The 13,576-nt window shown below is 67.0% G+C and carries 14 protein-coding genes; 9 read left to right on the top strand and 5 right to left on the bottom strand.

Going from position 1 to position 13,576, the window contains the following annotated elements:
* The first annotated feature begins 3 nt into the window (after nt 1-3).
* Genes mdcC through mdcH form a run of 6 tightly spaced genes read left to right on the top strand, consistent with a single transcriptional unit; the run spans nt 4 to nt 4,407 of the window.
* Complete coding sequence (gene mdcC / locus AC1PQG_RS17525) at nt 4-318, top strand: malonate decarboxylase acyl carrier protein (protein WP_079436842.1); 315 nt, start codon at nt 4-6, stop codon at nt 316-318.
* On the top strand, nt 315-1,229 hold the full coding sequence (locus AC1PQG_RS17520; protein WP_481119099.1) for a biotin-independent malonate decarboxylase subunit beta: 915 nt from the start codon (nt 315-317) through the stop codon (nt 1,227-1,229). The genes mdcC and AC1PQG_RS17520 overlap by 4 nt, the downstream gene beginning before the upstream one ends.
* Nucleotides 1,226-1,936 (top strand): biotin-independent malonate decarboxylase subunit gamma, encoded by a 711-nt coding sequence (gene mdcE, locus AC1PQG_RS17515; protein WP_481119098.1) that lies wholly within the window; start codon nt 1,226-1,228, stop codon nt 1,934-1,936. Before AC1PQG_RS17520 ends, mdcE begins: the two co-directional genes overlap by 4 nt.
* 11 nt (nt 1,937-1,947) lie before the next feature.
* Nucleotides 1,948-2,616 carry a malonate decarboxylase holo-[acyl-carrier-protein] synthase gene (mdcG, locus tag AC1PQG_RS17510; protein ID WP_481119097.1) on the top strand — a complete coding sequence of 223 codons (669 nt, stop codon included), beginning with the start codon at nt 1,948-1,950 and terminating at the stop codon, nt 2,614-2,616.
* The gene (gene mdcB, locus AC1PQG_RS17505) at nt 2,609-3,487 is read left to right on the top strand and encodes a triphosphoribosyl-dephospho-CoA synthase MdcB (protein ID WP_481119096.1); all 879 of its coding nucleotides are present in this window, start codon (nt 2,609-2,611) and stop codon (nt 3,485-3,487) included. Before mdcG ends, mdcB begins: the two co-directional genes overlap by 8 nt.
* 8 nt (nt 3,488-3,495) lie before the next feature.
* Nucleotides 3,496-4,407, top strand: a complete 912-nt coding sequence (gene mdcH, locus AC1PQG_RS17500) for a malonate decarboxylase subunit epsilon (protein WP_481119095.1) — start codon at nt 3,496-3,498, stop codon at nt 4,405-4,407.
* Nucleotides 4,408-4,441: 34 nt separating this feature from the next.
* On the opposite strand, the gene AC1PQG_RS17495 is transcribed toward mdcH, so the two are convergent.
* The 5 genes from AC1PQG_RS17495 to AC1PQG_RS17475 form a co-directional block, all read right to left on the bottom strand.
* Entirely contained in the window at nt 4,442-5,125 is a 684-nt protein-coding gene (locus tag AC1PQG_RS17495; protein ID WP_481119094.1) for a hypothetical protein, read from the bottom strand.
* Nucleotides 5,126-5,186: 61 nt separating this feature from the next.
* Nucleotides 5,187-7,124, bottom strand: a complete 1,938-nt coding sequence (locus tag AC1PQG_RS17490) for a peptidase U32 family protein (RefSeq protein WP_481119093.1) — start codon at nt 7,122-7,124, stop codon at nt 5,187-5,189.
* A 124-nt stretch (nt 7,125-7,248) separates the two neighbouring features.
* Entirely contained in the window at nt 7,249-7,668 is a 420-nt protein-coding gene (locus AC1PQG_RS17485; protein ID WP_481119092.1) for a hypothetical protein, read from the bottom strand.
* A gap of 31 nt (nt 7,669-7,699) precedes the next feature.
* Nucleotides 7,700-9,538, bottom strand: coding sequence for a response regulator (locus AC1PQG_RS17480; RefSeq protein WP_481119091.1), 1,839 nt, complete (start codon nt 9,536-9,538; stop codon nt 7,700-7,702).
* A gap of 174 nt (nt 9,539-9,712) precedes the next feature.
* Nucleotides 9,713-10,267: a DUF924 family protein gene (locus tag AC1PQG_RS17475; RefSeq protein ID WP_481119090.1), complete on the bottom strand. Its 555-nt coding sequence runs from the start codon at nt 10,265-10,267 to the stop codon at nt 9,713-9,715.
* Between the two features lie 48 nt (nt 10,268-10,315).
* On the opposite strand from AC1PQG_RS17475, the gene AC1PQG_RS17470 reads away from it, so the two are divergent.
* The 3 genes from AC1PQG_RS17470 (at nt 10,316) to AC1PQG_RS17460 (ending at nt 13,554) form a co-directional block, all read left to right on the top strand.
* Nucleotides 10,316-11,497 (top strand): methyltransferase, encoded by a 1,182-nt coding sequence (locus tag AC1PQG_RS17470; protein WP_481119089.1) that lies wholly within the window; start codon nt 10,316-10,318, stop codon nt 11,495-11,497.
* A 431-nt stretch (nt 11,498-11,928) separates the two neighbouring features.
* Nucleotides 11,929-12,477 (top strand): hypothetical protein, encoded by a 549-nt coding sequence (locus tag AC1PQG_RS17465; RefSeq protein ID WP_481119088.1) that lies wholly within the window; start codon nt 11,929-11,931, stop codon nt 12,475-12,477.
* Nucleotides 12,478-12,510: 33 nt separating this feature from the next.
* Nucleotides 12,511-13,554 (top strand): DUF4214 domain-containing protein, encoded by a 1,044-nt coding sequence (locus tag AC1PQG_RS17460; protein ID WP_481119087.1) that lies wholly within the window; start codon nt 12,511-12,513, stop codon nt 13,552-13,554.
* Nucleotides 13,555-13,576: the final 22 nt, after the last annotated feature.

The raw sequence follows: 13,576 nt of genomic DNA, 5'->3' as shown, positions 1-13,576 counted from the left end.
GCCATGGAAAAACTCGAATTCCGTTTCCCCGCCCAGCCCGCCACGCCGGCCGCCGGCGCGGCCCTGTGCGGCGTGGTCGGCTCCGGCAACCTGGAGATCCTGATCCGCCCGGGCGACGAGGCCGACGCCTGCGTCGTGTCGGTGAAAACGTCGGCCCGCGGCTTCGGCCGCATCTGGGAAGCCGTCATCGCCGAGTTTGCTGCCCGCCACGCGGCCGGCGGCACCCGCATCGCCATCAACGACATGGGCGCGACCCCGGCGGTCGTCAGCCTGCGCCTGGGCCAAGCCCTTGGCGAATACACCGGAGGTGTCCAATGAACGTGCCCGTGGCCAACAAGCTGGTGCTGCGCCGCAGTTACTTCGAGGCCAGCGCCCGCGCCCGCGTGGCGGCGGTGCTGGACGCCGGTAGCTTCCGCGAATTCCTGCCGCCGGAGGCCTCCGAGCCGAGCCCGCACCTGGCGGTGCTGGACATCCCCGGCGCCTTCGACGACGGCGTGATCGTCGGCTCCGCGAGCCTCGGCGGGCGGCCGGTGCTGGTGATCGCCCAGGAAGGGCAGTTCATGGGCGGTGCGGTGGGTGAGATCCACGGCGCCAAGATCGTCGGCCTGCTGCGCCGCGCGGCGCAGGACAAGCCGGCGGCGGTGATCTTCATGGCGGACTCCGGTGGCGTGCGCCTGCACGAAGCCAACGCCGGGCTGATCGCCATCTCCGAGATCATGCGGGCGGTGCTCGATACGCGGGCGGCCGGCGTGCCGGTCATCGCGCTGGTCGGCGGCAGCTGCGGCGCCTTCGGCGGCATGGGCATCGTGTCGCGCCTGTGCTCGGCGATCGTGATGTCCGAGGAGGGGCGGCTGGCCCTGTCCGGCCCGGAGGTCATCGAAACCGTCGCCGGCGTCGAGGAGTTTGACTCCAAGGACCGCGCGCTGGTGTGGCGCGTCACCGGCGGCAAGCACCGCTATCTGACCGGCGACTGCGCCGAACTGGTGGAGGACGACGCGGCCAGCTTCCGTGACGGCGCCATCGCGCTGCTCGCCGGCTGGCAGGAACCCGTACCGGCGAGCAGCACGCTGCGTGCCGAGCAGGCACGCCTGACCGAGCGCCGCCAACGTTTCGCCGGTCTGCGTGACGGCCTCGACGTGTGGCAGGCCCTCGGCGTTGCCGAACCCAGACAGATTCCGCTGATGGACCGGGACAGCCTGGTCGCCCTGAAGAAAGGATTGCCGGCATGAGCCTCCAGCACATTCTCGACGGCCTCTTCCCGGCCGGGCACGACGTGAGCGTCCACGGCCAGCTGGTTGCCGGCTGCGCGCAGACCGCCCTCGGCACGGTGGCCGTGCTCGGTACCACCGACGCCGCCGCCATTGGCCACGACATCGCCCTCGGCCTGGCCGGGCGGGTGCTCGACGTGGTCGATCAGCATCCCGGCCGGCCCATCGTCTTCCTCGTCGACACCAAGGGCCAGGCCCTGTCCCGCGCCGAGGAGCTGCTGTGCCTCAACGGCAGCCTGGCCCACCTGGCCCGCTGCGTGGACCTGGCCCGCCGCCAGGGGCATACGAGCCTCGCGCTGGTCACCGGCGAGGCGGTCAGCGGCGGCTTCCTGTCCTTCGGCCTGATGGCGGACAAGACCTACGCGCTGGCCGACGCCCAGGTGCGGGTGATGGACCTGAAGGCGATGGCGCGGGTCACCAAGATCCCGCACGAGCGTCTGCAGGAACTCGCCGCCGAGTCGCCGACCTTCGCGCCCGGCGCCGAGAACTACCTGCGCATGGGCGCCATCGAGGCGATCTGGGATGTGCCCAGTGCCGCGCTGCTGGAGGCCGCGCTGGCCGGCCAGCAGGCCGCCGGGCCAGCCGCCGACGAGCGGATGGCCCGTGGTGCGGAGCGGGGCGGGCGTCATCTCGCCGCAGCCACGGCAGCGGCCGTGGTGTCGGCCTGAGGCACGCGGCCATGCGTCGCCACGATCTGGCCACGGTGCGTGCAGGGGCGCCAGTGCGCTTCCTGTGCGATGCGCTCGACGACGCGCTGTCGGCGCGGGTTGCCGCGTGGATTGCTGCCGCCCGCCCGCTGGTGGTGGCGCGCCAGCTGGCCGGCGGCAGCGAAGCCTTGCTGGGGCTGACCCTGCCGGCCGCCGAAGGGCGCCGGCGCGTCGGCTGTCTGGTGGAGCAGGCGGATCTGCTGCAGGTCCGCCGTCCGCTGAGCATCGCCGAGTGCCTGCATCGCCTGGCCGACGACGTGGCCGCGCCGCTGGCCGCGCTGTCGGAGCGGCTGGCGGCGGCCGGCGTGAGCGTCGGCGTCTACGGTTCGCTGGCCTGGGAGGCCTTGAGTGGTGAGGCCTACCGCCACCCGGAGTCCGATGTGGACCTGATTTGCGACGTGGCCTCCGCCGCCCAGGCCGAGGCCTGCCTGCGTCTGCTCGCCGATGGGGGTGAAGAGCTGCCCTGCGGGCTCGACGGGGAGATCCGCTTCCCGGACGGCTGCGCGGTGGCCTGGCGGGAGCTGGCTGCCGCCTGGGGCAAAGCCGACGCGCGGGTGCTCGTGAAGGGCGGCGTGGACGTCGGCCTGCTGCCGCTGTCGGTGGTGCTGGAACAGTCCGAGGAGGATGCGCTGCATGTCTGATGCCCTTGCCGTGCGCCGGGAGGATCTCCGCCCGGCCGTTTTTCCCACCGCCTCCGTGGAGGGCTTCGCGGCCCGCGTCGGCAGCCTGGCCATCCGCGCCCTGTACCGGGAGGTGGAGCTGTCGCCGAAGCCCGGCCTGGTCAGCCCGGCCGATTCCGGCAGCCACACGGACATGGATTTCCGCACTTTCGTGCGCAGCCTGCAGTCCCTGCGCGATTATTTTCCCGAGATCGCCCGTGTCGGCGCCGCCAGCCCGTCCTTCGAGCCGCTGCGCCAACTCGGCGTGGCGGCGGAGGCGAAGATGTTGCAGGCGACCGGCGGCATCAACACGCACCGCGGGGCGATCTTCAACATCGGGCTGCTGTGTGCCGCGGCCGGCGCGTTGCATGCGGAGGGGCGTGACTTTGCCGCCGCCGACGTGTGCGCTGAGGTAACGCGGCGCTGGGGCGCGGCGATCCTCGGCTCGGCCAGCCCCGCGTCTCACAGCCATGGTGCCGAGGTGGCGCGGCGCTACGGCAGCGGCGGTGCCCGGCGGGAGGCGGCGGACGGATTTCCTGCTGCGCTGGAGGTGGGCTTGCCGGCTTACCGGGACGCCCTGCGGCTGACCGGCGATCCGCAGCGCGCCGCGCTGCAGTGCTTGTTCGCGCTGATCGCCCACCTGGAAGACACCAACCTGCTGTGGCGCGGCGGGCCCGAAGGGTTGGCCTTCGCCCAGTGTCGTGCGCTGGATTTCCTCGCTGCCGGCGGCGTGGCCGCGGACGGTTGGGAGGCGAGGGCGCAGCACATTCACCGGGAATTCGTCGCGCGCAACCTGAGCCCCGGCGGCAGCGCCGACCTGCTCGGGGTCACGCTGTTTCTCGACGCACTCTGAGGCTACCCATGCGCCTGGCGATTCTGTTCAGCGGGCAGGGCAACCAGCAGCCCACTCATTTCGACGCCTTGCGGCAAGGCGCATCGCCCGAACTGGGTGCGACGCTGGCTGAGGCGATCCCGGAGACATGGCAGGCGGCGGAGCCTTCCCTTGCCGAGCTGCAGGCCAACCGGGTCGCCCAGCCGCTGATCTTCGCCTACCAGATGTACCTGTGGCGCCAGTTGCAGCCTGCGCTGCCGCGGCCGGTGGCCGTGGCCGGCTATTCCCTTGGCGAAATGGCGGCCTGCTGCGCCGCCGGCGCTTTTCCGCTGGAGGCCGGCGTTGCGCTGTGCGCGCAGCGGGCGGCGCTGATGGATGCCTGCGTGGCCGGCCCGGCCGGTTTGTTGGCGGTGCTCGGCCTGCGTGCCGACGTTGTGGCGGAGTTGGCGGCGCGCTGCGATCTGCTGCTAGCGATCCGCAACGGGCCCGACCATTTCGTGCTCGGCGGGCACGCCGCTGGCCTCGTCGAAGCCGAACAGTTGGCGCAAGCGGCGGGGGCCAGCCGGGTGGTGCGCCTCGGTGTCGGCACGCCGTCCCACACGCCCTTGCTGGCGGCGGCCAGCGCCGGTTTCGCGACCTTGCTGGCGCCGCACCGCAGCGGCCGGCTGGCCTTTCCGGTCTTCAGCGCCATCGACGGACGGGCGGCCCGCACTGCGGCCGACGGCATGGATGCGCTGGCGCGCCAGATCAGCACGCCGCTGGACTGGGACGCCTGCCTCGGCGCGGTGCTGGAGATGCAGCCGGACGTGGTGCTGGAGATCGGCCCCGGCAACGCGTTGGCGCGCATGTGGGGCGAGCGGGACAGTAGCGTGCCGGTACGCGCGTCGGACGATTTCCGCAGTGCCGCCGGCATCATCGACTGGGTGAATGCGCGGGGCTGATTCCGCGCAGTGAGCCGGCCTTAGCTAGCCGGATTCAGGGCTTGGCCGGCGCGGCCGCCTGGGCCTTGAGCGGGGCGCGCAGGGCCTCGAAGCGGGCCGGCGCGACGTATTGCAGGAGTTCCTTGCCCTTGCTGTCGAGCACCAGGTCCAGGCCCTTGTCCGGGTAGAGCAGGTGTTCCAGGTGATCGTTGACGCGGATGCGCTCGGCGGGCGCGCCGAAGCGTTCCTGGATCACCGCGTCGTCCAGATTGACGCTGGGGATGAAGGCCAGGCCGCGGATCGGCGCGGCGAGGGCGGCGGCCCGGTCGGCGTCGGCCAGCGTGGCCTTGCGGGTGGTGCTCTGCATGTACTCGGTCTTCGGCGAGCGTTCGCGCATGCCTTCGATGGTGGCCTTGTCGAAGTCGGCGGTGACGATCAGTTTGCCGGCCACGAAGCCGGTGGTGACGCTCTCGTAATAGCCTTCCACGTTGCCGGTTTCGTTGGGCTCGGCGATCACCGCCAGCTGCAGTTCCTCGCCGAAGCGGGCGCGGGCGTCGGCCAGCGTGCTGCGCCCGAGGGTCAGCCCGAAGACCCGCGCTTCGCCCCCCGGCAGCACGTCGATCTGCCACGGCAGGCCGGAGGTGGGCACCGCCTTCGGGTCGAAGTGGGCGTATTGCCACGCGGCAGGGCCGACGATCAGGGCCAGGATCAACAGGACGACGGCAAGGGCGATCTTCATGGGGACGGGGACGGAGTTTGGCGGAAGCATGGAGGGCGGATGAACCCGTCCTCCACGGCGTTCAATGGGGTGCGTGGAAGCCTTCCGGCACCTTGGCGTGGAAGACCACCGGCACGGCGGGCATGTCGAGTACGGACTGACGGATCTTGCCGACCACGTGCATCTCGCAGCGCTTGCAGTCGAACCTGAGGGTCAGCTTTTCCTTGCCGTTGATCAGCGTCATCGGGTCGGGACGGATGCCCTTCACTTCCTTCGGGCACAGGTTGAAGCTGTAGCGCAGGCAGTGCTTGGTGATCATCAGGGAGGCGTCGTCCACGTGCTCGTTGGCCTCGTAGGCGGCCTCGATCAGTTGCACGCCGTGGCGCTGGTAGAAATCCCGCGCCTTCTGGTTGAGCACGTTGGCCAGGTAGCTGAGCTCGGTCTGCGGATACGGCACCGGCGGCTCGACCGCCGCCCGGCGCGGCAGCGGCGCCAGCGCGGCGAGGCGCGCGGCTTCCAGCTTGTCGACAGCCTCGCGGCGCAGCGCGTTGATGGCGCCGGCGGGCAGGAACCAGGCCTGGTCGAGCTGCAACTCGATGGCGCGGGCGCTGAAGATCGTCGCGCCGAGCTTGCCGAGGTTGTCGCGCAGGCCGGCGAGGGCGCGCTCGGCGTCCTTGGCGGGCTCCTTGGCGTGGGGCAGTTCGGCGCTGGCGGACACGCCGGTCTCGTCGGTGAGGGTCAGTGCGAAGCCGTCCGGCGTTTCGGTGAGCTGCAGATCCACTCCGATGCGGCGCTCGGCGGACTTCTTCTCGAGCATCTTCTCGAACTCGTGGTCGCGGTTGCGGAACACGCCGCTGCCGGGGAAGAGCTCGGCCGGCACGGCGTCGGCGGTATGTACGCGGAAATCGTCGCCGACGCGCTCGGCGCGGTTCACCCGCAGGCCGACCAGTTCGCCCTTGCGGTCGTAGAAGCTGAGGCCGTCGCCGTTGTGCAGCTCGACGGCGCTGGTGGTGTCGAACCAGCGGCGTTGCTTGCCGTCCAGGCGGATCACGCTGCCGACCGGTTCGCCGACGAACTTGGGCGAGTCGAAGGCGCCGATGTCGGCCGTGCGGCCATTGACGAAGTAGTCGGTGGCGCCGCGGTTGAAGGTTTTGTCGGCCAGCGGCTGGAACAGGAAGGTGCTGCGCCCGGCAGACGTGCGGCTGTATTCCGGCGTGTCCTCCATGATCTCGTCGAGCAGCAGGCGGTAGTGGGCGGTGATGTTCTTCACGTAGGCCATGTCCTTGTAGCGGCCTTCGATCTTGAAGCTGGAAATCCCCGCGTCGGCCAGCGCGCGCAGGTTGGCGCTCTGGTTGTTGTCCTTCATGGACAGCAGGTGCTGGTTGCTGGCGACCAGGTTGCCGTCCTTGTCGGCGAGGTCGTAGGGCAGGCGGCAGGCCTGCGAGCACTCGCCGCGGTTGGCGCTGCGGCCGGTGTGGGCGTGGCTGATGTAGCACTGGCCGGAAAAGGCCACGCACAGCGCGCCGTGTACGAAGAACTCCAGCGCGCAGTCGGTGGCGGCGGCGACCTTGCGGATCTCGGTGAGCGTCATCTCCCGCGCCAGCACGATCTGCGAGAAACCCACGTCCTGCAGGAAGCGCGCCTTGTCGGCGTGGCGGATGTCGGTCTGGGTGCTGGCGTGCAGCTGGATCGGCGGCAGGTCGAGTTCCAGCAGGCCCATGTCCTGCACGATCAGCGCGTCGGCGCCGGCTTCGTGGAGCTGGCGGATCAGGCGCTCGGCGCTGGCCACTTCCTCGTCGTGGAGGATGGTGTTGCAGGCGACGAAGATGCGCGCGCCGAAGCGGTGGGCGTGGCGGGTCAGGCGCTCGATGTCCGCGATGGTGTTCTCGGCGTTGGCGCGGGCGCCGAAGGCCGGGCCGCCGATGTACACGGCGTCGGCCCCGTGGTTGATGGCCTCGATGCCGATGTCCGCGTTCTTGGCGGGGGCGAGGAGTTCGAGCTGCTTGCGGGAATGGGTCATGGGGGTGCTCTCGGGGGTGAGTACGCTGCTCGTCCGGCAGCTCGCAACCCACCATTATCCCCGGTCCCGCGGGGGGCGTCGACCATGGCCCCAAGACCCGCGCCGGGCCTGGATTTGCGTTTGCTCAGCGGTGCACGCAGGTCTCGGTGCCGAAGTTGCCGCCCTTGAATTCGGGCTCGTAGTAGTACTTGCTGAAGCGCCACTTGCCGGCCTTGGTCTTGCTGAAGGTGGCGATGCCGGTGCCGTAGTCCTTGGTGCTGGTGTCGGTCAGCGCGAAGTGGATGGCCATCTGGCGGCCGTTGGCTGCGGCGTGGCCCGGGTAGCTGCCGTAGCCGGGGACTTCCAGTTTGAAGCTGTAGGCGCCGAGCTTGCCGGTGCTCTGGCCGGGCACCCGTTCGAGGGTCACGGTGCCGGTGTACTTGCCTTCGTGGCTGTCGTCGCCGGTGCAGTCGTAGGTGCCGCTGAAGTCCTCGCCGGTGAACGGGGTGTGGGCGTAGGCGGCACTCCAGGCGAGGCACAGGAGGAGGGTGGAAAGGCACTTCACGGTCGGGGGCTCCGGATGGGTTGGAAAGCCCTCATTGAACCACGATGCCGGCGTCCTGTTCAGCTGGCAGCCCCAGCCAGCGTTCCATTGCGTCGAGCAACACCTCGGGCTCGAAGGGCTTGATCAGGTAGTCGTCCATGCCGGCTCCCAGGCAGCGACGCCGGTCCTCCGCAAAAGCGTTGGCTGTCATCGCGAGGATCGGTACGCGGGCGTACTCAGGTAGTTGGCGGATCTGGCGGGTGGCTTCGAGGCCGTCCACCTCGGGCATCTGCATGTCCATCAGGATCAGCGCGTAACGCCTGGTGGCCGCCTTTTCCACGGCGATGCGTCCGTTCTCGGCCCAATCCACGTGCAGGCCGGCCTCTTCGAGCAGTTCGCGGGTGATTTCCAGGCTGACCGGCTCGTCTTCGACCACCAGTACTTGTGAGCCTTGCGGCAGGGGGCGCGGCTCCGGGCCGGTGGGAGAGGCGGTTTGCGCTGCGCATGTGGGCGTCGCGGCGAAGCCCACCACGCACCAGAAGGTGCTGCCGCTGCCGGGCTGGCTGTCGGCGCCGATGCTGCCGCCCATCAGGCTGACGAGGCGTCGGCTGATGGCGAGCCCCAGACCGGTGCCGCCGTATTGTCGGGTGGTGGAGTGGTCGGCTTGCTCGAAGGCCTCGAAGATCCGCTCCAGCGCTTCGGGTGGGATGCCGATGCCGGTGTCGCTGACTTCGAAACGAACCCGCACGAGACCGGTTTCGTCGTCCTCCAGTTTGTGGGCGCGGATGCTGATGCCGCCTTCGGCGGTGAACTTCAGCGCGTTGCCGGTCAGATTCAGCAGTACCTGGCCGACGCGCTGGCTGTCGCCGATGAATTGAAGACCGCCCAGCGTCGGGTCGATGTCCATCGCAAGCAGCAGTCCCTTGTCGTGCGCGGCGCCACCGATCAATCCATCCAGCGTGTGGAACAGTTCTGGCAGCGTGAAGGGCGACGGCGAGAGTTCGAGCTTGTCTGCTTCGATCCGCGACAGGTCGAGGATGTCGTTGATGACGCCGAGGAGATGGCGACCGGAGCCGATGATCTTGTCGAGCTGGTGCTGTTGCGTTGGTGTCGTAGCGCCGCGTTGGAGCAGATGGGCCATGCCCAGGATGCCGTTGAGCGGCGTGCGGATCTCGTGGCTCATGTTGGCGAGGAAGGTGCTCTTGGCGAGGCTGGCTGCTTCGGCGGCGTCCCGTGCCCGCTCCAACTCCGTACGGGCGAGGAAGTCCCGGCGGATCAGCCATTCCCGCCACCAGCCGACTCCGGCGGCGAGGATGAAGACGGTGAGGGCTTGGTAGCTCCAGTAGGCGAAGGCGTTGAGTTCGCTACTGATCCCGGCCCGGATCGCATAAATGAAGGCGGCGAGGATGGTTAGGCCTGCACCGAAGGCAATGCGGAACTGCACGCCGAGAATCACGAAGATGTAGAGCTCAAGGAAGGTGAAGTTGAGCACGCCGACCCACGACGACAGGCCGCCGGCGCCGCCCTGGTTGTCGATGCGGGCCAGAACCCAGAACAGGCTGAGTGAAATGCAGACCAGCGAACCCGCCATGACGGCCTGCCAGTTGCGCCTGGCGGCGTCGGTGAACGAATAGCCGATGGCCAGCAGCAGCAAGGGCACGCTGAGCGTCAGTCGGCCCAGGTTGGCGCTGACGTCGGGGAATACCATGAAATCCACCGCACAGTCGCCCAGCACGAGGAGCAGGCCAAGCACCAGGCTGGCCTGGGCGAAGCGGTGGTAGTAGTCGGTGTAATAGGCGCTGAAGTGTTTTTCGAGCCGCGAATCGAGAAAGCGCAGGAACAGGCCGTAGGCCAGCGTGGAGTCGGGGGCGGAGGCGGTATGGTGAGTCACGGGGGCGGCAGATCGGATCGCGGTGCTCCGATTGTCCATGCCCGCCGTGGGGAAAAGTGTTACGCGGGGTGGCGGGTGTGTACTTCGCCACACCCGTTCGATCCTGAGTTAGGGTAAGTGATAAAAATGATTTTTTTCAGTGGTTTGAATTGATTTCTCGTGGCTGACGGGGTTTCAGAACGCAGAGCCGGGCGTCTGCAGGAAGGTGATTTCTTCCGGCGACGACGATCGCCCGAGTACTGCATTGCGGTGCGGGTAGCGTCCGAAGCGGTCGATGATGGCCTTGTGGCGCAGCTCGAAGTCCAGGTTGCTTTCCAGGCCTGGCTGGCTGAACAGGCGGACGGCGTGGGTGTGGATCAGCGCCGATTCGCTGTGCATGTAGGGCATGTACAGGAAGGCGCGGCGGGCGACCGGTAGTTCTAGATCGGCGCCGGCGGCCACTGCGCCCTGGGCTAGCACCAGGGCCATGCCATCGCAGGCGAAGGCGCGCGGGTCGTCGCGGAAGAGGTTGCGGGAAAACTGGTCGAGCACGATGATCTCGGCCAGCCGGCCGTCGGCAGTGGCGCGCCAGGTGTGCAGTTCGCCGCTGGCCGCCGCCGCGTACACCGCCCTGAAGCGGGCGGCGATGAGGCGGTCGAATTCGTCCGAGCGGGCAAACCATTGCCTGGGCGTGCTTTCTTTGAACCAGAAATCGAGTACGGCTTCGGAGTCGGGCAGGGATGCGGCCATGCTGCGTTGTCCTCCTGGTTTTGCGGGGCAGGGGTGTAAAACGGAATCATGAATCATCGCGCGCGCTTCCTGGCGCTTCAATCGCTGCTACGGGAGTATCAGGCGTTCTGGCAGCCGCCACCATTCTATGTGCACCGCCCGGCCTGGTGCGAGCAATGGCCGGCGTTGGCGGAAGCGGTTCTGGGCCTGGGAGATGCCGAACTCGAAGCCCTGGTCGCATCGCCGGACGATTGCCGCGCCTGGCTGGAGGCCTATCTGCCGTTTGTCGGCGAACTGGGGCAACTCAGCGACGTGACGCCGCTACCAGCCCGCAGCCTGGCGCCGAGCGGGGCGCACTTCGACTGGTTCATCCCCGGCCGTAAGCGGGCCCAGATCGAAGCCTTCGCCAGTCATGGGCCGGCGGTGGCGGCGCCGCTGCTGGAGTGGTGCGCCGGCAAGGGCCACCTCGGCCGGCGGCTGGCCCTCAGCGACGGCCAGCCGGTGAGTTCGCTGGAGATCGACCGGGATTTGTGCGCGGACGCCGGGCGGTTGGCGGCCCGTGTCGGTGTCGACCAGCAGGTGCTGTGCGCCGATGCGCTGGAGCCGGCGTCCCGCGCCCATGTGCATAGGCGAGAGGTGCTCGCGCTGCACGCTTGTGGCGAGTTGCATCGCAGCCTTGTGCGCGGTGCCGCGGTGGACGGCGCCCGTGGCTACCGCATTGCACCCTGCTGCTATTACCGCGGCGCCCAGGATCAGGATGGTTACCGGCCGGTCAGCCACGAAGCGTCCTTGCCGCTGGACGGGCGCGCGCTGCGCCTGGCGGTAACCGAAACCGTGACCGCCCCGCCGCGCCTGCGTCAGCGCCTGGCTCGCGATCAGGCGTGGAAACTGGCTTTCATCGCGCTACGCAATGCACTCGAAGGAGAGGCGATCCGGCCCTTTCCGCCAATGCCGTCACAGCTGCTGTCCGGCGACTTTGCTGCTTATGGTGCGGCGGCCGCACGTCGCCAGGGCGTCAGCTTGCCGATGGGCGTGGACTGGGCGCATTGGCTGGCGGTTGGCGAACGGCGTCGCGGCGAAGTCCGTCGCCTGGAACTGGTCCGCCACGCCTTCCGCCGCCCGCTGGAGATGTGGCTGGTGATGGACTTGACGCGAGGCCTCGAGGAAGCCGGTTTCCAGGTCGAGGTCGGCACCTTCTGCGAGCGCAGCCTGACGCCAAGGAATCTGATGGTGCTGGCCAAAGCGCTTTGATGATACATTCTCGCATTCATCAACCTTGCGTAAAGCTTGCGATAAATTTTGTTAAGCTCGGTCTGGGGGCGGGGGATACGTCGAGGGCAGACGGGGGGATCGTTCACCGGGTTCTGCATCAGCACGGCTAGCGCTTGATCTCTTGATGGCATTTGCAACTAGTTCCATGGCACTGGATTTGTCAAACACTCGAAGGTAGTGATGTCGGAATGATTTTGCGAAATGAAGTCATTACCTTGTCGCCCGGCTTATACGCGTTGAGCCACCCGAAGGTTGGCGGGGCTCCATTCTGCGTGTCCCGAGTAGCCGATTTGGATGGGGATGCTGGAGGCGTCGAGAGCCTGACGATGCCGGGGACCTTGGACTGTCTACTTCGTGGGCCGGGTGATTGCATCGTGTGGCGGGTGACGGATCGGCCCGCTCGCATATTGTTGACTGCGTTTCTGCAGTGTGACGACGAGGAAGTGCCAGCGGTGCGGATTCAGCGTCTGGATGGTGATGATTCGATGCTGCCACCGCTCCTCAATAGTGCCCAGGATGATTCCGATGGCGGTCCCATCGCCGTGGCCCCTGAAGGAGTATCGATCATTGCTTATGTGGATGGTCGTGGTGACATGGTGGCCTCGGAGGGCGTGTGTCTCGGCAGTCCGGAAAGTTTGAGTTCGATTACCGGTTTTCAGTTGGAGTGGCCGGATAAGCCACTTGGCGTAGACATTGCCTATAGCGTGTTATTGGAAGGGCATGGTTATCTGCCAGAAGTCAATACTGGCAATTTCTGTGGTGTGCGCGAGTTGGGAATGCGTATCACCGCGGTACGCCTGGACTTGGTCGGCGAGAGGGCAGGGAACTACCGGTTGATGGGCGAGGCTTTTTTTTCCGGGGGTTTCAAGGCTTGCACCGAAGGTGGAGTAATGAGTGGGCCAAGTGGCTTCGAGCACTTAGCGGCATTGCGCCTGGAAGTCGGCGCGTGCGATTTGTAATTGCAGCATTTAGCAAAATGGAGTCTTTTTCCCATGTATGAAGCCGACCAGCAAACAGTTACGGATGCGTTGCATAACGCCAATCCGGTCGTTTTTTCCAGTTCGACGATCAATGACATTCTTGCACTGACCACCAGGACTTCGGACTCTGTGGTCCGTTTTGATTCGGTGCAGCCTGATTCCAACGGTAACGTCACGGTTCCGTCTGGTGCTGAAGTGGTCCTGATCGGTTCGTCAGACACCTCTCCGACGACCATTACGCCGCCGCACAATGCGCCGGTGGTGATTTTCCAGGGCCTTGGGGGGGTCGTTACGACATTGAATGACGGCGTCCTCGTACCGACGTCCCAGCCCGGTACCGTTGATCGTGTCGTGGTTGGCTCTGCCGGTGGCGACAAGATCGTCGTCGCTGATGCGCGCAATACCAAGGTTATTCTCGGCACGGGCGACAGTTCGGTGGTGACCGGTTCGGGCGTTGATACCGTCGAGGCTGGCCTCGGCAACAGCACGATCGTCGGCGGTAGTGGTAATTACGCCGTTGTGAAGTTGGGTGGTAGCGCAAGTAACTACACAGTGACGACTAACAACGGCCACGCGGTGGTAACGGACAACACCTCGCACAAGGTGACGGACATCTCCAAGATCCAGTATGTCCAGCTCGACCAGGGTAAGGCCCTCGTGTTTGCGAAGGATTCCGTCGAAGCAGCGGTTTCGACGCTGTATGAAACGGCTTTTGGGCGTACGGCGGATGCGGGCGGTCTGGACTACTGGTTCGACCTGGGCCGCGCTGGAGTGTCGCTGAAGCAGATTGCGGATGCCTTCACGCACTCCGCAGAATTTGTATCTCAAGCGGCGCTCAGCGATGCTGACTTTGTCAAGGGGTTGTACCAGCATACGTTTGGCCGCGATGGAGAAGCGGGGGGGCTCTCGTACTGGACCGATGCGCTGGCGCATGGTTCGACCCGTGCCGATCTGATCACGAGCTTCGCTCAGATTGCTGCCCATAACATCGACGGCAGCATTCATACCGAAGCCCAGGTTATCGGTAGCGTGACCATCGTGACCGGCATCATTTAATGCCCGACTCTGTCGGTTCGAA

The organism is Zoogloea sp. GDB6 (genome assembly GCF_056724105.1).
This window is presented reverse-complemented; position numbering and strand designations above follow the sequence as displayed.